The sequence below is a fragment of the Streptomyces sp. NPDC059477 genome (genome assembly GCF_042749375.1).
In the GTDB taxonomy this organism is placed as follows: domain Bacteria; phylum Actinomycetota; class Actinomycetes; order Streptomycetales; family Streptomycetaceae; genus Streptomyces.
In genome coordinates this window covers 24,839-43,327 of record NZ_JBHYUG010000050.1, presented here as the reverse complement: position 1 = coordinate 43,327, position 18,489 = coordinate 24,839, and the positions used below count along the sequence as shown (strand labels likewise).

Genomic DNA, 18,489 nt, shown 5'->3' with positions numbered 1-18,489 from the left:
CCCGCTCCCGCCGCCGGCCCCCCCGGACCACGGCGCCCGCGACGGCGGCGCGGCCCACCGCCGGGCCCGGGGGCCCGCGCCCGCCCTGCCGCCCCCCCCCCCCGCCCCCGCGCCGGTTCTCGACCGCGCAGTACGCTCGCCCCATGGTGCAGAGCGAGGCGGGGACCGTCGAGGCGTATCTGGCCGAGGCGCGGGAGTCGCAGCGTGCGGCCCTGGTCCGGCTGCGTGAGCTGTGCCGCGCCGAGCTGGCCGGGTTCGGTGAGGTGATGGCGTACGGGATGCCCGCCTATACGCGGGACGGGACCGCCGAGATCGCGTTCGCCGGGCAGCGGCAGTACATCTCGCTGTACCTCATGCGGCCCGATGTGCGGGACGCCTTCGCGGAGCGGCTGGCCGGGCAGGACATGGGCAAGGGGTGTCTGCGCTTCCGCCGTCCCGACCGGATCGACTACCCGCTGGTACGGGATCTGCTCAGGGCGACGGCCGCCGCTCCCGGGCCGGTCTGCTGACGGGGAGGCCCGCGATGGGTGAGTTCTGGGCGGTGACGGACCCACTGGCGTATCTCGCCGGGCGCTGGCGCGTCGAGCGGACCGTGCGGGATCTCGGCGGCGGCGACGAGGGCCGGTTCACCGGCACGACCGTCTTCGAGGCGCTGGCGGGCGGCGGGCTGCTGCACCGGGAGGCGGGCACGTTCGTGTGGCGGGGCGTCGCCCGGCCCGCCGAGCGGACCCTGCGCTTTCTGCCGGGTGCCGTGCCGGGGACGGCCGACGTGCGGTTCGCGGACGGACGGCCGTTCCACGACCTGGATCTGCGCACCGGGCGGCACATCGCCGACCATCCCTGCTCCGCCGACCTGTACCGCGGCGAGTTCACCGTCACCGACGCCGATCACTGGCGCACCCTCTGGCGGGTGGGCGGCCCGGCGAAGGATCTGCTGCTGGTCACCGGGTACGAGCGGGAGCCGGGCGACGGCGATGGCCTTGGCGCCGGTTAGCCCGGTGACCTGGCCGCCGTCCCGTCGAAGCGCAGGTTCCAGCGGCCCGAGTGGCCGGTGACCGTCGTGGTCGACAGGGGGCGCACGTCGATGTTCCAGTAGCTCGCGGGTGGCGCCTTCAGCGCGTAGACGAGGGCCGCGCGGATCACCGACGGCTCGGCCACGGCGACGATGTACACGCCGTCCTCGAAGGGGCGGGTGTCCAGCCAGCCGCCGACCCGGGTGATGAAGGAGATCAGGGACTCGCCGCCGTGCGGCGTGCCGCGCGGGTCGGACAGCCAGGCGTCGACGGCCTGTGGCTCCCGGGCCATCGCCTCGCCCAGCGTCAGCCCGCGCCAGCGGCCCATGTCGCAGTCGCGCAGGGCGGGCTGCACCAGCGGGGCGTAGCCGAGGGCGTCACCGGTCGCGCGGCTGCGCGGGGTGGGCGAGCAGTAACGCAGCTCGGCGGCGGCGAGCGGCACCAGTTCAGGGGCGGCGCGCTGTACCTCGACCCAGCCGGCCCGGTCGAGCGGCCGGTCGTCCTGGAAGGTCTCGGCGAGCAGTGGTGAGTTGCGGGCGGCGGCGACGAAGGTGACCCGAATGGCCATGCGGGGATGGTGTGCCCGGAGTGTGCCCAGGTCAAGGGGGGAGCGACGATGAGCTACCGGCGGTGCGCAAGGGTTTACCGGGAGGTAAGAATCAGGCGGGCATTCGCCCCAAATCGACGGGCGATTTCCGGCCGGGGGCGCGGCGGGCGGTTCCCGGCCGAGGCAGTACTTCACGGCCCGCACGGGCCTCACCGCTCTCACGGCCCCCGCTCCCTTCTCCCCCCTCCCCCCTCCCCCCTCACCCCTCACCCCTCACCCCTCACCCCTCCAGCGTCAGCGCCATCCACTGATCCGGCCGCTCCAGCTCCCGGAAGCCCAGCTTCTCGTACACCCCGTGGGCGTCGTGGGTCGCGAGCAGCACCCGGCGTACGCCGTACGACCGCAACTCCTCCCGTACGGCGGCCACCAGGGCCGTCCCGAGGCCCTTGCCGCGGGCCGCGCGGTCCACGTAGACGTCGCACAGCCAGGCGAAGGTGGTGCGGTCCGTGACGACTCGGGCGTAGGCGGCCAAGGCCCCCGACGCGGTCTCGTACACGCCGAAGTTGAGGGAGCCGGCGATGGCCCGGTCCTGGACGTCGCGGGCGCGGCCCAGAGCCCAGTACGCGTCGGTGGAGAGCCAGTGGTGCACCCGCGCCGCGTCGAGGCGGCCGGGGTCGGTGGAGATCTCGTAGCCCTCGGCGAGGCCGGTGGGGGCGGTGACGATGTCGGTCATGGCGGGATCCTCACAGCACGGCCGGAGTGTGTCGAACAAATTGCGGTACCGGGCCGCCGAGGGCCTCGTCGCAGGCGGCGCGCAGCCGCCGCAGTCCCTCGGCGATCTCCTCGGTGCCGCTGACCGCGGCGAAGCTCAGCCGGATGTGGGCGGCGGTCGGTTCGGCGCTGAAGTAGGGGCGGCCGGGGGTGAAGGCGACGCCCGCGCGCAGGGCGGCGGACTGGAGGGCGGGCTCGTCCAGGCCGTCGGGCAGGCGCAGCCAGAGGTGGTACCCGCCGGACGGGATGTGCGGGAGGGCGAGTTCGGGCAGCCGGAGGGCGAGGCCCGCGGTCATGGCGTCGCGGCGGGCGCGGAGTTCGGTGGACAGGGTGCGCTGATGGCGGGGCCAGGCGGGCGAGCCGACGAGTTCCAGGGCGGCCTCCTGGAGCGGCCGGGGCACGAAGAAGGTGTCGACGATCTGGATGGCGCGCAGCCGTTCCAGGACCGGCCCGCGTGCGGCGAGGGCGCCGACCCGGAAGCTGGGCGAGGTCGCCTTGGTGAGCGAGCAGACATGCACGACCACGCCGTCGGGGTCCTCGGCGGCGAGCGGACGCGGCAGCGGCCCGGAGTCCTCGTGCGGCAGCCGTCGTACGAAGTCGTCCTCCACGACGAAGGCACCGGCCTCGCGGGCGATGCGCAGCACCTCGGGTCGGCGGTCGGCGGCGAGGACCGCGCCGGTGGGGTTCTGGAAGAGCGGCTGGCAGACGAACACGCGGGCGCCGGTGGCGCGGAAGGCGTCGGCGAGCAGGTCGGGGCGCACGCCGTCCCGGTCGACCGGGACGGGCACCGGGCGCAGTCCGGCCGCGCGGGCGATGGCGAGCATGCCGGGGTAGGTGGGCGACTCGACCAGGACCGGCGCGCCGGGCGGGGCGAGCGCGCGCAGGGCGGTGGTCAGCGCGGACTGGCCGCCCGAGGTGATCAGCACGTCGGCGGCGGTGACGGTGTCGCCGATGCCCCGCGCGAACCATTCGCGCAGCTCGGGCAGCCCGTCCAGTGGCGGCCGGCCCCAGGCGCCGGGCCGGCGGCCCGCCCGGGAGAGCGCGGCGGCCATGGCCTTCTCCGGCTGGAGCGAGGGGTGCGGGTAGCCGCCGCTGAACTCGATCACCCCGGGTGGCGGCGCGGCCAGGCAGACGGTGACCCCGGAGGCGTCGACCGTGCGCGGTACGAGGTCGGCGGCGCCGTCGGCGCTGAGCGCGACCTCCTGCCAGGAGGTGTCGCCGGTCGCGGCGAGCGGGGTGCGCGGCCGGGCACGGTAGGCACCGGCGCCGGGCCGGGTCACCACCAGGCCCTCGGCGGCGAGCTGCGCGAGGGCGCGGGAGACGGTCACCGGGCTGACCCGGAACCGCTCGACGAGCGCTCGGCTCGACGGGAGCTTTCCGCCCGGCGAGTAGCGGTTCACCTCCTTGCGCAGCTCGTCTGTCAAATCCGCTACGCTGCTACTCTGTTTCATGAGAGCACAGGATAGCGCTATCGCTTCCGCCCCGATAGCGGTGAGCGGCGCCCCGGGTCGCGCGAGCCACGGCACGCTGCTGGCCGCGCTGGGCGTCGTCACCTTCTCCCTCACCTTTCCCGCCACCGCCTGGGGCCTTCAGGGGTTCGGGCCCTGGTCGCTGTCGGCCGTGCGCTGTGTCCTCGCGGCGGTCATCGCCGGGGGCTGTCTGCTGGCGCTGCGCGTCCCGCTGCCGGACCGGGCGCACTGGCCGGGGCTCGCGGTGGTGGCGGGCGGCGTCGTGATCGGCTTCCCGCTGCTGAGCACGCTGGCGCTTCAGACCTCCAGCACCTCGCACGCCGCCGTCGTGGTGGGCCTGCTGCCGCTGACGACGGCCCTGATGTCCGCGCTGCGGATGGGCACCCGGCCCTCGCGCACCTTCTGGTGGGCGGCGGTGGCGGGCGCGGCGGCGGTGATCGCCTTCACCGTCCAGCAGAGCGGGGGCGCGCTCTCCGCCGCCGACCTGTATCTCTTCGCGGCGCTGCTGGTGTGCGCGGCCGGGTACGCCGAGGGCGGGCGGCTGGCCCGCCGGATGCCGGGCTGGCAGGTGATCGGCTGGGCGCTGGTGCTCTGTCTGCCGCTCGCGCTGCCCGCCTCGGTGATCGCGCTGGCCTCCGAGCCGGTGCGGCTCACCGCGCACAGCGTGGCCGGGCTGCTGTGGGTGGCGGCGGGCTCGCAGTTCCTCGGGATGGTGGTCTGGTACCGGGGCATGGCCGCCATCGGCATCCCCAAGGCCAGTCAGTTGCAGCTCGCCCAGCCGCTGCTCACACTGGTGTGGTCGGTGCTGCTGCTCGGCGAGCACCTGACACCGGCCGCCCCGCTGACGGCCGCGGCGGTGCTCGTGTGCATCGCCCTCACCCAGCGGGCCCGCGGCTGAACGACACCGGGCGGCCGGGGGTGAGCGGGCGCGAGCCGGTTCCGGTCCGCGCTCCCGACCGTAGGCACCCGGCCGTACGGCCGTAGACTCGACACCACGGACCGCTGCTCCCGCAACAGCGTGAGGAGGCCCCAGATGCGTGCAACCGTGGGCGACCAGCTTGTCCAGCACGGCAGGGTGGTCGGCCAGAACGACAAGGTCGGCGAGATCGTCGAAGTGATAGGCCAGGGCGGCCAGCCGCCGTACCGGGTCCGCTTCCAGGACGGCCACGAGGGCGTCTGCTCCCCGGGCCCCGACACCGAGATCCGGCACCGGGAGACGGCCCCGGGCCGCTGACCCACCGGACCACCTGCCCGGCCCATCAACCCCTCCGGGAATCCCCGGCCGACGGGCCCGACGGGCGCGCGAAGAGATACGCCGCCCACCACGGACCCGCGGGCCGGGGATGCCAACCACCCACCCGAACCCACCTTCCTCACCTCACCGCACCGGCACCCCACTCGCCCGCCCATAGTGCTCGGCACTCACCCGGGCCATCGCCCCCACCGGATCCGCCGCCACCTCCTTCGCGGCGAAGAACACATGCCCGCGCACCTGCGCGTACCGCGCGGCGAGCGTCAGATGCCGGGACAGTTCGGCGGGGTCCTGCCAGGCCGCCGCCTGTGCCGGGTCGCCCGCGCGATACAGCGCCTCCCCCACGTACAGCTTCGTACCGCTGCCCTCGGCGACCTTGGCCCACCAGGGCACCAGCTTGGCGTAGTCGGCGGCGGAGTTGCCGATGTGCCAGTACAGCTGGGGGCAGATGTAGTCGATCCAGTTCTCGCGGACCCAGCGCCGGGTGTCGGCGTAGATGTCGTCGTACGACTGCATGGCCCGGGTGTCCGAGCCCAGCGGGTCGGTGGCGGCGTTGCGCCACACGCCGAACGGGCTGATGCCGAACCGGACGCCCGCCCGGGTCCGCCGGATCCCGGCGGCCATGTCGCGCACCAGCCGGTTGATGTTGTCGCGCCGCCAGTCGGCGCGGGTCGCGAAGGCCCCGCCGTGGGCGGCGTGGGCGCTGTCGTCGTCGAAGACCTGCCCGGCCACCGGGTACGGGTAGAAGTAGTCGTCGAAGTGGACGGCGTCCACCGGATACTTGGCGACCGCGTCCAGCATCGCCTCCTGGACGAAGGCTCGGACCTCGGGCAGGCCCGGGTTGTAGTAGAGCTTGCCGCCGTAGGCCATCACCCAGCCGGGATTGCGGCGGGCCGGATGGGCGGCGGTGAGCTTGCCCGGGTCGGTGTGCATCGCGACCCGCAGCGGATTGCACCAGGCGTGCAGCTCCAGCCCGCGCGCGTGCGCCTCCGTCACGGCCGTGCCCAGCGGGTCCCAGCCCGGGTCCTTGCCCTGTGTGCCGGTCAGGAACTGCGACCAGGGTTCGTACGGCGAGGGCCACAGGGCGTCCGCGCAGGGCCGCACCTGGAACACCACCGTGTTCAGCCCGGCCGCCACGGCCCGGTCGAGATGGGCGAGGAGTTCGCTCCGCTGCTGTGCCGCCGTCAGCCCGGTGCGCGAGGGCCAGTCGCGGTTGACGACCGTGGCCAGCCATACGCCCCGCATCTCACCGTCGGCGGCGGGCCGCCCCCGGCTGCCGGGCACGGCCCGCGCCTGACCCGAGGTCACCAGGACCGACAGCGAGGCCAGTGCGAACGTCCGTCGGGACAGCCGTCCCATGACTTCCACCTCCGTGACTTTCTCCGTACCCTGCGGATCCGTCCGGTCACGGACCGCGTTCGCACCCCAGGATGCCCGCAGCCGCCCGCACCCCGGCGATCGATCATCGATCCGGGCGGGTAACGTGCACGAACGGAGCAGGGTGCCGGGACCGTCGGCACGGTGCCGGTCGGCGCGGAGCAGCGAAGGGGACGATGTGAGCGACATCGAGCGGGTCGGAGTGGTCGGCTGCGGGCAGATGGGCGCGGGCATCGCCGAGGTGTGCGCCCGGTCCGGACTGGACGTCAAAGTCGCCGAGACCACCGGCGAGGCCCTGGAGATCGGCCGGACCCGGCTGCTCAACTCCCTGGCGAAGGCCGCCGAGCGCGGCAAGCTCACCGAGCAGGAGCGGGACGCCACACTGGCCCGGCTCAGCTTCACCACCGATCTGGGCGAGTTCGCCGACCGCGATCTGGTGATCGAGGCCGTCGTCGAGAACGAGCAGGTCAAGACCGAGATCTTCCAGGTCCTGGACCAGGTGGTGAGCCGCCCGGACGCGATCCTGGCCTCCAACACCTCCTCGATCCCGGTGGTCCGGCTGGCGGTGGCCACCTCCCGCCCGGACCAGGTGGTCGGCATCCACTTCTTCAACCCGGCCCCGGTGCAGCAGCTGGTGGAGCTGATCCCGGCGCTCACCACGTCCGAGGGCACGCTCTCGCGGGCGCAGCTGTTCGCCGAGAAGACCCTCGGCAAGCACGCCATCCGCGCCCAGGACCGCTCCGGCTTCGTGGTCAACGCGCTGCTGATCCCGTATCTGCTCTCCGCGATCCGGATGTTCGAGTCCGGCATCGCCGGCCGCGAGGACATCGACAACGGCATGGAGCTGGGCTGCGCCCACCCGATGGGCCCGCTGAAGCTGTCCGACCTGATCGGCCTTGACACCGTGGCCTCGGTCGCGTACTCGATGTACGAAGAGTTCAAGGAGCCGCTGTACGCCGCTCCCCCGCTGCTCCAGCGGATGGTGGACGCGGGCCGACTGGGCCGCAAGAGCGGCTCGGGCTTCTACAGCTACGGCTGACCGCCGAGCCGCAGATGATGCAGTAGCAGCAGCGCCGCCGCCATGTTGGCGGCCGGCACCTCACCGCGGGCCACCAGGTCGGGGACCAGCTTCAGCGGCACCCACTCCCGCCGGTCCGACTCGAAGTCGTCCACGGGATGCCCGATGTACTCGCCTTCGTCGGCCCAGTAGATGTGATGCCGGGCGTCGGTGAGCCCGTTGGACGGCTCCACGCTCATCAGATGGCGCAGGGGTCCCGGGCGCCAGCCGGTCTCCTCCTCCAGTTCCCTGGCGGCGGCCCGCGCGATGTCCTCGCCGTCCTCGACCACACCGGCGGCCAGTTCCCATCCCCAGCTGTCGGTGATGAAGCGATGGCGCCACAGGAGCAGCACCTCGTTGGCCTCGTTGACGATGGCGGCCACGGCGACGGGCCGCAGCCGGATCAGGAAATGGTCGAGATGCCGGCCGTCCGGCAGCTCGACATCCGCCAGATTGACGCTGAACCAGCGGTTTTCATACACAGTTTGTTCACTCTGTTTCGTCCACTGCACGGTTCTGCCACCTTCCGCCGAGTAAGGGGCAATATCGCAGCAGGAGCGTTCCCGTAGCAGGCGCAAAAGGAGCGGCTCACGATGCAGCGGCGGGCGCGCGATGCCTCCCGGCAGTGGCCAGAAAGCGCGCCCCACGAACCAGCGGGGGCGCGCTGCCACCACCGTGCGCCGGGGCGCGGCCCGGACCGGGCGCACAGCTCTACAGGGGTACGCGCAGCGCCCCGTCGATCAGTTCGGCCGCCTCGGCGGTGCCCGCGCCCCCGCTGCGCACCAAGTGCTCGCGCACCGAGCGGAGCCGGTCGCGCAGCCGGTGGGACTCCATGCCCCGGGCCTGTTCGGCCATCAGCAGGGCCGTCGCCACGGCCTTGTCGGTGTTGCCCTGGCGCAGTTCGACGGTGCTGAGCATGGCGAGCCGGTGCACCCGGCCCCGGTCGTGCGCCGGAGTGTCCACGGCCGCCGCCGCGTGCTCACCGGCCGCCGCCAGCTCACCGAGGCTCAGCAGCGCCTCCGCCACCTGGACATTGACCAGCCCCGGCTGGACATAGCCGGTCTCGTCGGGTTCGTGGGGCGGCCGGATGCGTTCGGCGGCCCGCTCGGCCCGCCGGATGCAGGACAGCGCGCTGCTGCCGTCGCCGAGATGGGCGTACGCCTTCGCCTGCATCGCGTACAGGTCCGAGGCGAGCGCAGGGGTGGTGTGCCTGCCCGCCGCGCGGAGCGCCGCCTCGGCGAAGGCGACGGCCTGCCGGTACTCCCGCAGGAACAGCGACTGGTTGACCAGCAGCGCGATGACGTACGCGCCGAGCCCCCGGTCGCCGCTGGCCTTGGCGAGCCGCAGCGCCTGGTGGAAGTAGCGCTGGGCCAGGCCGTGCGCGTCGGAGTCGTACGCGCAGATCCCGGCGATCGCGACCAGCCCGCCGGTCGCCCGGTGCAGTTGGCGGCCGGTGGCGTCGGTGTAGCCGCCGCGCAGCAGGGGCGCCGCCTCGGCGGTGAGGAAGCCGACGATCCGGGTGCGGGTCGCCATGCCGCCGGCCTTGCGGTACATCTGCTCGTAGTGGGCGCGGGCACAGCGCAGCATGCCGAGGTCGGACGCGGTGACCAGGTGCCGTCCGCCGCGCGAGACATCGGTGTCCTCGGGCGGGTTCTCCCACTCCCACACCGGCATCACCGCGGGCGTCCCGGTGACGGCGGGGGCGCCCAGCAGATGCGGGCGGTGCTGCTGGTCGGAGCGCCACAGCGCGGTGGCCCGCTCCACGAACCCGGACAGCGACCCGGTGTGCGGGGCGGCGGGCTCGCCGGGCACCCCGAGGCCGATGTCGTCGAGGGTGACCGTGCGGTGCAGCCGGGCGGCGAGCACCTCGCAGATCAGGTCGGGCACCTGGCCCCTGGGCCGCTGCCCCTTCAGCCAGCGGGCCACTGCGGTGTGCTCGTACCGGAGCGTCAGATCGCGCCCCCGCCCGGCCTGATTGACATGCGCGGCGAGCCCGGCGTGCGAGATCCCGGCCTCGTCGAGGATCGCGTCGAGCAAGGTGTTCGGCTGCATTCGGGCCCCCCGTGGCTTTGCTGCGGGACAGCGTATTGCCATCTTCCCCTCCCCGAAGGGGGGATTCCTGGCTCAGGCTGCCTGCGGGAGCAACGCTCCCACAGGTCTTGCGCCCTCGGCACCAGCCGGGTTGGGACCAGCCCGGACCGGCATCACGCGTGCGGAGTTCTTGTACCTCGCCGAGACGGCTCCGCACACGGTGCAGGTGTAGGTACGTTCCGAAAGAGGTAGTGCGTGCTTGGTTCTCGCTCCGCACGACGCGCAGTCCATGGTGGTGTGCGCGGGGTGCACGAAACGGATGTCCCGTGCGTGCTTGCGGCCCATCTCGATCAGGGCCTGCTCGGTGGCGCCGATCGCCGCGTCAGCGGCTTTGCGGGCCATGGTGGTATTCGCGAGGAACTTCGGGCGGAAGTCCTCGACAGCGATGATGTCGTGGTCGCGCACGACGCGCTCGGCCCACTTGCGGACGGTGTCCCGCCGCTGCCGGGCGATCTTCGCGTAGACCTCGGCACGCGACTTCCTCGCCTCCCGGTAGCCCCTCGGTCCGGCCCGCCCCTTCTTCGGCTTGCGGCGCGCCACCATCCGGTCGTACCGGGTCAGCTTCGCCTGCGCCTTGCGCCCGTGCTGCGGGTGCGGGAGGTCGTGGGCGTCGGATGTGGTGGTGGCGGTCTCCCTGACGCCCCGGTCCACACCGAGCACCCGCCCCGTGACCGGGAGCGGCTGCGGCTCGGTCGCCACGACGAACGAGGCGTACCAGTGCCCCCGCAGGAGTCCGATTCCTCCCCGGCCCGAAGGCCGGGGCATCCTCGGAGGAACCCGGTGAAGACGGGTTCACACGGGGTGTGAACGGAGTGCCCGAATCCGTTGCGTGTGCGCACTGTCGCGGAGAGTGCCCGACCGGTTGACTGAGACGCCTCGTCAAGAGGCCGGCTGGGCCGCCGGCTCCCCCTCGTACAGTGCGGCGGCCCGTCTTCGCGCCGTCCGTCCGGCCGCCTGCCCGACACTCCGTGGCAGGACGGACGGCGCCGCCGCGCCGACGTGTGCCACACCGCGGCACGCGCGCCAGCGGGCGGACCGGATGACACTCGGGCCGCTTCCGCCGCTTCCGCACGGCACCACGAGACCCGGCCCGCACCCACGGCCCCCAGGGCGACGGCTCTCCCCAACACCTGTCCCGCACCCATGGCCCCCGGACCCCGTCCGACGGATCCCCACGACACCACAACACCCGACACACACCCACGGACCAGCGGCCTTGACGTCACGGGACGTGGCACGCCCTGCGCCCGGCCACCCCGCCGGGCAGCGGCCCGGCAGTCGTCACGCAGCACGAGCACCACCACGGCGAGAAGGACATACCGGAGCGCGCAGACCGCCTGTCACTCGGAGCCCTCCCGCTCGGCCCTCCGCCATCGCGCCGCACCCGGCACACACTCACGGACCCCGCCTCGACCTCACGGGATGTGGCACGCCCCCTGTCCGACCGGTCCGCCGGGCAGCGGGAGGGCGGCGGTCCGGCAGGGGTCGCGCAGGGCCAGCATCGCCACGTCGTCGGTGGGGCGGCCACCGGTGTGCCGCAGCAGCCGGGTCCAGACCGCGCCGAGCACGGTCTGGGGCGGCTCCGGCCCGTCCCGGACGGCCGCGCGCAGCGCGTCGGCGAGCGAGAAGAACCGGCCGTGCGGGTCGCGGGCGTCGTCGGCGCCGTCCGTGTGCAGGAACAGCGTGTCGCCCGGCCGCAGCCGCCCCACCGCCATCGCCCCCAGGTCGGCGGGCAGGGGAAACGGCCCCAGCGGCGGCAGCGGTTCGCCGAGATCCACCGCCTCCACCTGCCCGTCCCGCAGCAGATGCGGCCGGGGATGCCCGCAGTTGAGCGCCCGTACGTCCCCGTCCCGGCGGATCTCCAGCAGCAGTACGGTGACGAACTCCTCGCCGGCCGGGCCGTCGGGGCCGGTCGCGGGCTGCCCCGGGCAGGCCCGTTGCCGCAGATGCCGGGCGAGCGCGCGCTCCAGCCTGCGCAGGACACCCGCCAGGTCCCGTTCGTCGTGCACGGCCTCGCGGAAGCTGCCCAGCACGGCGGCGACGGTCCCGATGGCGGCGAGCCCGTGCCCGCGCACGTCCCCCATGACGACCCGCACGCCGTGCTCGGTGGCGATCACGTCGTACAGGTCCCCGCCGATGCACGCCCCGCGCTCGGCGGACAGCTGGGCCGCGGCGACCTCCAGCCCGCCGACCTTCCCGGGCAGCGGCCCGAGCAGCGCCTCCTGCGCCGCGCCGGCCACCCTGCGGACCTGCCGCAACTCGCTGAGCAGCGCGCGCCGCACCCGCAGCACGATCCCGGTGCCGACGGCGAAGAACACCGCGCTGGTGACGATCCGCGCTCCCAGCCCGGTCTGCTGGGCGAGCGGACAGACGAGCTTGTACGTGATCGCCGCCGCGCCCCACGCGGCCGGTAGCCCCAGCAGCGCGAGGCCGCGCCGCACGGACCCCCGGCCGGGCACCCCGGCCCCGAAACGCATCATGCCGATGGCCCCCTACCCCCGATAGGCCCGGACAGCACGGACCGGCCCCGAAAGGCCGGTCCGATTCTGTCGCCCGCTGCCCCGAACGCACCGGATCACCCGACTTCTCCACCCGAACGAGTGAGGTGACTCGACATGCGCCGCAACCACTCAAACAGGGCCCCGGGAAACGCCCCAAAGGGGCGCGGGGAACTGCGCGACCAGCCACGGACTACCCGCAGCCGCCAACCACCCGCAGCTCCCCGCACATCAGGCGACACATCAGGCGCCCGACGTCACCTCAGCCGCGCAGCACCGCCCCCGTCCGCTCACCCGCGAGGGCCACCGCCGCGTCCCGCGCCGCCGACGCCTCATCGACGGTCAGCGTCCGATCCCCCGCACGGAACCGCAGCGCGTACGCCAGCGACTTCTTCCCGGCGCCCAACTGCTCGTCGTTGACGTACACGTCGAACAGCCGGATGCCCTCCAGCAGTTCACCCGCGCCTTCGCGGAGCGCCGCCTCGACCCGGGCGTGCGGTGTCCCGGCGTCGACCACCAGCGCGACATCCTGCGTCGCGACGGGGAACGTCGAGATCCGCGGCGCCTGGAGCACCCCGTCCCCGGCGGCCTCCACCGCGTCGAGATCCAGCTCCATCGCACAGCTCCGCTCGGGCAGCCCGAGCGCCTTCAGCACCCGTGGATGCAGCTCACCGGCATGTCCCACGACCCGCTCGGCGCCGTCCACGACGACCGCCAGTTCGGCGCAGCGCCCGGGGTGCCAGGGCCCGTACCGCCCCTGGCGGACGACGAGTTCGGCACCGGCCTCGCGGGCGACGACCCGTGCCGCCTGCACCGCGTCGGCCCAGTCCGCCGGACGCCCCTTGCCCCACCAGCCGGCCTGCTCGCGGGCGCCCGCGAGGAGGTCGGCGACATGGCGCGGCTGCTCGGGCAGCGTCGCGTTCAGCGCGGCCAGTTCCGCGTCCGTCGGGCGCCGGTCCACCGGCGGCTGCGCGGCGGTGGCCCGGTCCTCGCGCGGAAGGAAGACCAGCCCCGTCTCGAACAGCGCCAGGTCGTGCGACCCGCGCCCGTCGTTGCGGCGCAGCGCGCCGAGCAGCCCCGGCAGCAGCGTCGTACGGAGGGCCGGTTCCTCGTCGTTGAGCGGGTTGGCCAGGGTGACCACCCGGCGGGCCGGGTCGTCGGCGTCGAGACCGAGCTGGTCGAAGGCGGCCTCGCCGAGGAAGGGGTAGTTCAGCGCCTCGACATAGCCGGCCCCCGCCAGCGCCCGGCCGACCCGGCGGTGCAGCCGCTGCCGGTCGGTCAGTCCGCGCCCGGCGTCGGGCCTGGGCAGGGTGGAGGGCAGGTTCTCGTACCCCTCCAGGCGGATGACCTCCTCGGCGAGGTCGTTGCGCTCCAGCAGGTCGGGCCGCCACGACGGCACGGTGACGACCAGCTGGTCCTGCCCATACACATCGCAGCCGACCTGCTGAAGGCGGCGTACGACGGTCTCCCGGCCGTAGACCACACCCGCGACCCTGTCGGGGTGGTCGGCGGGCGTGGTGATGGTGTGCGGTGCGGACGGGGCCGCGACCTCGGTGACGCCGGCCTCGGCGGTGCCGCCCGCGAGCAGCACCAGCAGATCCACCGTGCGCTGGGCGGCGGCGGACGCGGCCTGGGGGTCGACGCCCCGCTCGAAGCGCCGGGACGCCTCGGAGGACAGCTTGTGGCGGCGGGCCGTGCGGGCGATGGAGACGGCGTCGAAGTGCGCGGCCTCGATGACCACGTCGCTGGTGGCGCCCTCGGCGGCGTCGTGGTCGGCGATCTCGGTGTTGGCGCCGCCCATGACGCCCGCGAGGCCGATGGGCCCCCGGTCGTCGGTGATCACCAGGTCCTCGGCGTGCAGCATGCGCTCCACGCCGTCGAGGGTGACGATCTTCTCGCCCTCCCCGGCCCTGCGGACCCCGATGGTGCCCTGGACCAGGCCCCGGTCGTAGGCGTGCAGCGGCTGGCCCAGCTCCATCATCACGTAGTTGGTGACATCGACGGCGAGCGAGATCGGGCGCATGCCGACCTTCTGGAGCCGGCGCTGGAGCCAGAGCGGGGAGCGGGCCTCGGGGTGCAGCCCGGTCACCGTACGGGCGGTGAAGCGGTCGCAGCCGAGCGGGTCGGCGACCTCGACGGGGTAGCCGAAGGCGTTGGGCGCGGGCACGTCCAGCAGCGCCGGGTCGCGCAGCGGCAGCCCGTAGCCGATGGCGGTCTCGCGGGCGACGCCGCGGATCGACAGACAGTCGCCGCGGTTGGCGGTGACGGCGATGTCGAGGACCTCGTCGACGAGTTCCAGCAGCTCGATGGCGTCCTTGCCGACCTCGGTCTCGGGCGGCAGCACGACAATGCCCTTGCTGCTGTCGTCGCCCATGCCCAGCTCGTCGCTGGAGCAGATCATGCCGTGCGAGGTCCTGCCGTACGTCTTGCGGGCGGAGATGGCGAACCCGCCGGGCAGCACGGCCCCGGGGAGCACGACCACGACCTTGTCGCCGACGGCGAAGTTGCGGGCGCCGCAGACGATCTCCTGCGGCTCGCCCGTGCCGTTGGCCTGCCCGACGTCGACCGTGCAGAAGCGGATCGGCTTCTTGAAGCCCTCCAGTTCCTCGATGGTCCGTACCTGGCCGACGACCAGGGGGCCCTTGAGGCCGTCGCCGAGCTGTTCGACCGTCTCGACCTCAAGTCCGGCCGCGATGAGCTTGGCCTGGACGTCACGACCGGTCTCGGTGGCCGGCAGGTCGACGTACTCCCGCAGCCAAGAAAGCGGGACCCGCATCAGATCTCCATCCCGAAGGGCCGGGTGAACCGGACGTCACCCTCGACCATGTCTCGCATGTCTTCGACGTTGTGGCGGAACATCAGCATCCGCTCGATGCCGAACCCGAAGGCGAACCCGCTGTACTTCTCCGGGTCGACCCCGCAGGCGGTGAGCACCCGGGGGTTGACCATGCCGCAGCCGCCCAGCTCGATCCAGCCCTCGGAGGAGCAGGTGCGGCAGGGCCGGTCGGGGTTGCCGACGGACTCGCCCCGGCACACGTAGCACACCATGTCCATCTCGGCGGACGGCTCGGTGAAGGGGAAGAAGTTCGGCCGCAGCCGGGTCTTCATGTCCGCGCCGAACAACGACTGCACCATGTGGTCGAGGGTGCCCTTGAGGTCCGCCATGGTCAGGCCCTCGTCCACGGCGAGCAGCTCGACCTGGTGGAAGACCGGGGTGTGGGTGGCGTCCAGCTCGTCGGTGCGGTAGACCCGGCCGGGACAGATCACGTACACCGGCAGCTCACGGTCGAGCAGCGAGCGGATCTGCACGGGCGAGGTGTGGGTGCGCAGTACGACCCCGGACTCGGCGCCGCCCTGCTCGCCGCGCACGAAGAACGTGTCGGCCTCGCCGCGCGCGGGGTGGTCGGGGCCGATGTTCAGGGCGTCGAAGTTGAACCACTCCGCCTCGGCCTCGGGGCCCTCGGCGACCTCGTAGCCCATGGCCGTGAAGACGTCCTCGATGCGCTCGGAGAGGGTGGTCAGCGGATGCCGGGCGCCCGCCGGGACCCTGTCGAAGGGCAGGGTGACGTCCACGGCCTCCTCGACCAGCACCCGGGCGTCCCGCTCGGCCTCCAGCTCGGCCTGGCGGGCGGCCAGGGCCTTGTTCACCGCGCCGCGCGCCTGGCCCACGCGCTTGCCGGCGTCGGCCTTGGCGTGCGGGGGCAGGGCGCCGATCTCCCGGTTGGCCAGGGCCAGCGGGGAGGTGCCGCCGGTGTGCGCGACCTTGGCCTCCTGGAGCGCGTCGAGCGAGGTGGCGGCGGCGAAGGCGGCGAGCGCCTCGTCCCGCATGCGCTCGGTCTCTTCCGGTTTCAAGGCCTCGACCTCTACCGGGTCGTACGACTTATTGGGTGCCGACATCTCTTCCCGTACTTCCAATTGGCTGACTGAAGGTCCCCGTCACCGACTCACGGTCACCGGCTCGCCGGGACGCGCTGGGCCGCGCGCGGGCACAAAGGTGCCAAAGGCCGAGTCTAACGGGGTGCGGATATCCGGATGCGCCCGTGGCCGCTAGGCGAGATACGCCGGGATCGCCACGGGCAGCGTAAATCGGAACTCGGCGCCGCCGCCGGGGGCCCGGCCGACGGTGATGGTGCCGCCGTGGGCCTCCACGATGCCCTTGACGATGTAGAGCCCGAGGCCGGTGCCGCCGCGCTTGCTGCCCCGCCAGAAGCGGGTGAAGACGCGGTTCATGGACTCCTCCGGGATGCCGGTGCCCTCGTCGCTCACGGTGACCGATGTACCGGCGTCCTCTCCCTCCCGGGGGGACGCGGCGGGCATGACGTCGATGGTGACGGTTCCCTCGCCGTGCCGCACGGCATTTTCGATCAGATTGCTGAGCACCTGGTCGACCTTGTCCGGGTCGGCCCACAGGGGCGGCAGCGGCTGCCCGACCCGCAGCAGGAACCGGTCGGCGCGCTGCCCGGCGGCGACATAGGCCTGGATGTGCCGTCCGACGGCGGTGCCCATGTCCACGGGCTGCCTGCGCACCTCCAGCCGCCCCGAGTCGATCCGGGAGATGTCCAGCAGCTCGGCGATGAGCCGGGTGACCCGGTCGGCGTCGGCGTCGACGGTCTCCAGCATGAGCCGCTTCTGGTCGTCGGTGAAGCGCTCCCACTTCGCCAGCAGGGTGGCGGTGAACCCCTTCACGGAGGTCAGCGGGGAACGCAGCTCGTGCGCGACGGTCGCTATCAGCTCGGCGTGACTGCGCTCGGTGCGGCGCCGGGCCTCGGTGTCCCGCAGCGAGATCACCAGCCGCCGTACGGGGCCGGTGGGCTCGTCGCGCACGTACCGGGCGGAGACGAGCACCTCCCGCCCGCCGGGCAGCAGCAGATTCCGCTCGGGCTGCCGCACCCGGATGGCCAGCCCGCCGTACGGGTCGGTCAGCTGCCACCAGCGGCGCCCCTCCAGGTCCTCCAGCGGCAGCGCCTTCTCCAGCGGCTGGCCGAGGGCGTCGGTGGCGGCGAGGGCGGTGATCCGCTCGGCGGCCCGGTTGAAGCAGACGACGCGGCCGTGTTCGTCGGCGACGACCAGGCCGTCGGGCAGGTCGTCGGGGTCGACGCCCTCCGCGGAGCCCGCGAAGCCCGCGGACCCGGCGGGCGGGCGGGGCGCGACGGGCCGCGGCACCTGAGGCGCACCCGGCACGCTGCTCGTACCGACACTCATCCCCGTACCCCACCTCTCGGACCACGCAGGAGGCCCCCGGGTTGGTCACCCTACTAGGGGCTGTCCGACAATTACCGCCGTCCGCCCGGAGGGGGTGGGGGGTAGGGGGTAGTTCTTCGGCCGCGGGTGGGTGGGGGCCGGTCGCGCAGTTCCCCGCGCCCGTGGCCTCGTGGGGGGGGCGGCCTGCCCCGCGGAGGGCCGCCAGTGGGACCTAGCTCCCGGTCGTGGTGCGGCAGCCGCCCGGGGCTCGTTGCGCGCGGGCCGACGCGTAGAGGCACACGGCGGCGGCGGTCGCCAGGTTCAGGCTTTCGGCGCGGCCGTGCAGGGGGACGCGGACGACGGCGTCGGCGAGCGCGCGGGTCTCCTCGGGCAGGCCCCACGCCTCGTTGCCGAACACCCACGCGGTGGGGCCGCCCATGGTGCCCTTGTCGAGTTCGTCGTCGAGGTCGTGCCGCCCGGCCCCGTCGGCGGCGAGCACCCGCACCCCGGCGCCCCTGAGCCCCGCGACGGCCTCCTCGACGGGCACACCGACGGCTACGGGCAGATGGAACAGCGACCCGACCGAGGCCCGGACGGCCTTCGGGTTGTACAGATCCACGGACGCGTCGGTCAGCACGACGGCCTCGGCCCCGGCGGCGTCCGCGCACCGCAGCACGGTCCCGGCGTTGCCGGGGTCCCGGACGTGCGCCAGCACGGCGACGAGCCGGGGCCGCGCGGCGAGGACTTGGGTGAACGGTGTGTCGATGAACCGGCACACCCCGACCAGCCCCTGCGGCGTCACGGTCGTCGAGATGTCGGCGATGACCTGCTCGGACGCGAGATGCACCCGGGCGCCGACCGCGCGCGCCTCCCCGACGATGTCGGCGTACCGCTCCGCGGCGTCCAGCGTGGCGAACAGCTCCACCAGCGTGTCCGGCTGGGCCCCGGCCTCCCGCACGGCCTGCGGCCCCTCCGCGAGAAACAGCCGCTCCTTCCCCCGGAAACTCCGCTTCCCGAGCCGCCGGGCAGCGGTGACCCGGGGCGAGCGGGGGGAGATGAGATCGGGGGTGGGGGCAGGCATGTGTTCACTTTCGCTGGGGTCAGATGTTCTCGGCATGGCCGGACCGCCGCGCCCCTTCAGGGGCGCGGGGGGCGGGGCGGCGCCACCCCCCCCCCCCCCGCCCCAATATAAAAAAACACACCAGCCCCCGACTCGGGGGTGTGTTGATGTGG

16 protein-coding genes and 1 pseudogene are annotated in these 18,489 nt (G+C 73.6%); 5 read left to right on the top strand and 12 right to left on the bottom strand.

Features of this window, described 5'->3' with window-relative positions; genetic code table 11:
• The first annotated feature begins 143 nt into the window (after nt 1-143).
• Complete coding sequence (locus ACFXAZ_RS24080) at nt 144-509, top strand: iron chaperone (protein ID WP_384594857.1); 366 nt, start codon at nt 144-146, stop codon at nt 507-509.
• A 14-nt stretch (nt 510-523) separates the two neighbouring features.
• Nucleotides 524-994, top strand: a complete 471-nt coding sequence (locus ACFXAZ_RS24075; protein ID WP_384594854.1) for a DUF6314 family protein — start codon at nt 524-526, stop codon at nt 992-994.
• On the opposite strand, the gene ACFXAZ_RS24070 is transcribed toward ACFXAZ_RS24075, so the two are convergent.
• The 3 genes from ACFXAZ_RS24070 to ACFXAZ_RS24060 all read right to left on the bottom strand — a co-directional run bounded on the left by ACFXAZ_RS24070 (nt 991) and on the right by ACFXAZ_RS24060 (nt 3,782).
• Nucleotides 991-1,581, bottom strand: coding sequence for a histidine phosphatase family protein (locus ACFXAZ_RS24070; protein ID WP_384594851.1), 591 nt, complete (start codon nt 1,579-1,581; stop codon nt 991-993). The genes ACFXAZ_RS24075 and ACFXAZ_RS24070 overlap by 4 nt on opposite strands.
• Before the next feature lie 259 nt (nt 1,582-1,840).
• The gene (locus ACFXAZ_RS24065; protein ID WP_384594848.1) at nt 1,841-2,293 is read right to left on the bottom strand and encodes a GNAT family N-acetyltransferase; all 453 of its coding nucleotides are present in this window, start codon (nt 2,291-2,293) and stop codon (nt 1,841-1,843) included.
• A gap of 10 nt (nt 2,294-2,303) precedes the next feature.
• The gene (locus tag ACFXAZ_RS24060; protein WP_384594846.1) at nt 2,304-3,782 is read right to left on the bottom strand and encodes a PLP-dependent aminotransferase family protein; all 1,479 of its coding nucleotides are present in this window, start codon (nt 3,780-3,782) and stop codon (nt 2,304-2,306) included.
• Between ACFXAZ_RS24060 and ACFXAZ_RS24055 the strand changes: the two genes are divergently transcribed.
• Together ACFXAZ_RS24055 and ACFXAZ_RS24050 are read left to right on the top strand one after the other, a co-directional pair.
• On the top strand, nt 3,781-4,698 hold the full coding sequence (locus tag ACFXAZ_RS24055) for a DMT family transporter (RefSeq protein WP_384594842.1): 918 nt from the start codon (nt 3,781-3,783) through the stop codon (nt 4,696-4,698). The two genes, ACFXAZ_RS24060 and ACFXAZ_RS24055, sit on opposite strands and share 2 nt — an antisense overlap.
• A gap of 135 nt (nt 4,699-4,833) precedes the next feature.
• On the top strand, nt 4,834-5,034 hold the full coding sequence (locus ACFXAZ_RS24050) for a DUF1918 domain-containing protein (RefSeq protein ID WP_384594839.1): 201 nt from the start codon (nt 4,834-4,836) through the stop codon (nt 5,032-5,034).
• A 144-nt stretch (nt 5,035-5,178) separates the two neighbouring features.
• On the opposite strand, the gene ACFXAZ_RS24045 is transcribed toward ACFXAZ_RS24050, so the two are convergent.
• Nucleotides 5,179-6,411, bottom strand: coding sequence for a glycoside hydrolase family 10 protein (locus tag ACFXAZ_RS24045; RefSeq protein ID WP_384594836.1), 1,233 nt, complete (start codon nt 6,409-6,411; stop codon nt 5,179-5,181).
• A gap of 196 nt (nt 6,412-6,607) precedes the next feature.
• On the opposite strand from ACFXAZ_RS24045, the gene ACFXAZ_RS24040 reads away from it, so the two are divergent.
• Nucleotides 6,608-7,468 (top strand): 3-hydroxybutyryl-CoA dehydrogenase, encoded by an 861-nt coding sequence (locus tag ACFXAZ_RS24040; protein ID WP_384594833.1) that lies wholly within the window; start codon nt 6,608-6,610, stop codon nt 7,466-7,468.
• Here ACFXAZ_RS24040 and ACFXAZ_RS24035 read toward each other — a convergent pair.
• The 8 genes and pseudogenes from ACFXAZ_RS24035 to ACFXAZ_RS24000 all read right to left on the bottom strand — a co-directional run bounded on the left by ACFXAZ_RS24035 (nt 7,459) and on the right by ACFXAZ_RS24000 (nt 18,337).
• Nucleotides 7,459-7,998: an NUDIX hydrolase gene (locus ACFXAZ_RS24035; RefSeq protein WP_384594830.1), complete on the bottom strand. Its 540-nt coding sequence runs from the start codon at nt 7,996-7,998 to the stop codon at nt 7,459-7,461. The genes ACFXAZ_RS24040 and ACFXAZ_RS24035 overlap by 10 nt on opposite strands.
• A 199-nt stretch (nt 7,999-8,197) precedes the next feature.
• Entirely contained in the window at nt 8,198-9,538 is a 1,341-nt protein-coding gene (locus ACFXAZ_RS24030) for a transcriptional regulator (protein ID WP_384594827.1), read from the bottom strand.
• A 72-nt stretch (nt 9,539-9,610) separates the two neighbouring features.
• Nucleotides 9,611-10,300: pseudogene (locus ACFXAZ_RS24025) on the bottom strand (RNA-guided endonuclease InsQ/TnpB family protein); the annotation flags it as partial.
• A 692-nt stretch (nt 10,301-10,992) separates the two neighbouring features.
• Complete coding sequence (locus ACFXAZ_RS24020) at nt 10,993-12,057, bottom strand: PP2C family protein-serine/threonine phosphatase (RefSeq protein WP_384594824.1); 1,065 nt, start codon at nt 12,055-12,057, stop codon at nt 10,993-10,995.
• Between the two features lie 280 nt (nt 12,058-12,337).
• Nucleotides 12,338-14,851: a phenylalanine--tRNA ligase subunit beta gene (gene pheT, locus ACFXAZ_RS24015; RefSeq protein WP_384594821.1), complete on the bottom strand. Its 2,514-nt coding sequence runs from the start codon at nt 14,849-14,851 to the stop codon at nt 12,338-12,340.
• A complete protein-coding gene (pheS, locus tag ACFXAZ_RS24010) occupies nt 14,851-15,972 on the bottom strand; it encodes a phenylalanine--tRNA ligase subunit alpha (RefSeq protein WP_384594818.1) in 1,122 nt (373 codons plus the stop codon). Before pheS ends, pheT begins: the two co-directional genes overlap by 1 nt.
• Nucleotides 15,973-16,122: 150 nt before the next feature.
• Complete coding sequence (locus ACFXAZ_RS24005; RefSeq protein ID WP_384594815.1) at nt 16,123-17,277, bottom strand: ATP-binding protein; 1,155 nt, start codon at nt 17,275-17,277, stop codon at nt 16,123-16,125.
• 211 nt (nt 17,278-17,488) lie between these two features.
• Nucleotides 17,489-18,337 carry a TrmH family RNA methyltransferase gene (locus ACFXAZ_RS24000; RefSeq protein WP_384594812.1) on the bottom strand — a complete coding sequence of 283 codons (849 nt, stop codon included), beginning with the start codon at nt 18,335-18,337 and terminating at the stop codon, nt 17,489-17,491.
• Between the last annotated feature and the right edge of the window lie 152 nt (nt 18,338-18,489).

Coding starts and splice junctions, on each gene's coding strand:
- ACFXAZ_RS24005 (WP_384594815.1), bottom strand. CDS start 17,277: ATGAGTGTCGGTACGAGCAGCGTGCCGGGTGCGCCTCAGGTGCCGCGG.
- ACFXAZ_RS24020 (WP_384594824.1), bottom strand. CDS start 12,057: ATGATGCGTTTCGGGGCCGGGGTGCCCGGCCGGGGGTCCGTGCGGCGC.
- pheS (WP_384594818.1), bottom strand. CDS start 15,972: ATGTCGGCACCCAATAAGTCGTACGACCCGGTAGAGGTCGAGGCCTTG.
- ACFXAZ_RS24055 (WP_384594842.1), top strand. CDS start 3,781: ATGAGAGCACAGGATAGCGCTATCGCTTCCGCCCCGATAGCGGTGAGC.
- ACFXAZ_RS24070 (WP_384594851.1), bottom strand. CDS start 1,581: ATGGCCATTCGGGTCACCTTCGTCGCCGCCGCCCGCAACTCACCACTG.
- ACFXAZ_RS24060 (WP_384594846.1), bottom strand. CDS start 3,782: ATGAAACAGAGTAGCAGCGTAGCGGATTTGACAGACGAGCTGCGCAAG.
- ACFXAZ_RS24030 (WP_384594827.1), bottom strand. CDS start 9,538: ATGCAGCCGAACACCTTGCTCGACGCGATCCTCGACGAGGCCGGGATC.
- ACFXAZ_RS24045 (WP_384594836.1), bottom strand. CDS start 6,411: ATGGGACGGCTGTCCCGACGGACGTTCGCACTGGCCTCGCTGTCGGTC.
- ACFXAZ_RS24065 (WP_384594848.1), bottom strand. CDS start 2,293: ATGACCGACATCGTCACCGCCCCCACCGGCCTCGCCGAGGGCTACGAG.
- ACFXAZ_RS24000 (WP_384594812.1), bottom strand. CDS start 18,337: ATGCCTGCCCCCACCCCCGATCTCATCTCCCCCCGCTCGCCCCGGGTC.
- ACFXAZ_RS24080 (WP_384594857.1), top strand. CDS start 144: ATGGTGCAGAGCGAGGCGGGGACCGTCGAGGCGTATCTGGCCGAGGCG.
- ACFXAZ_RS24075 (WP_384594854.1), top strand. CDS start 524: ATGGGTGAGTTCTGGGCGGTGACGGACCCACTGGCGTATCTCGCCGGG.
- ACFXAZ_RS24050 (WP_384594839.1), top strand. CDS start 4,834: ATGCGTGCAACCGTGGGCGACCAGCTTGTCCAGCACGGCAGGGTGGTC.
- pheT (WP_384594821.1), bottom strand. CDS start 14,851: ATGCGGGTCCCGCTTTCTTGGCTGCGGGAGTACGTCGACCTGCCGGCC.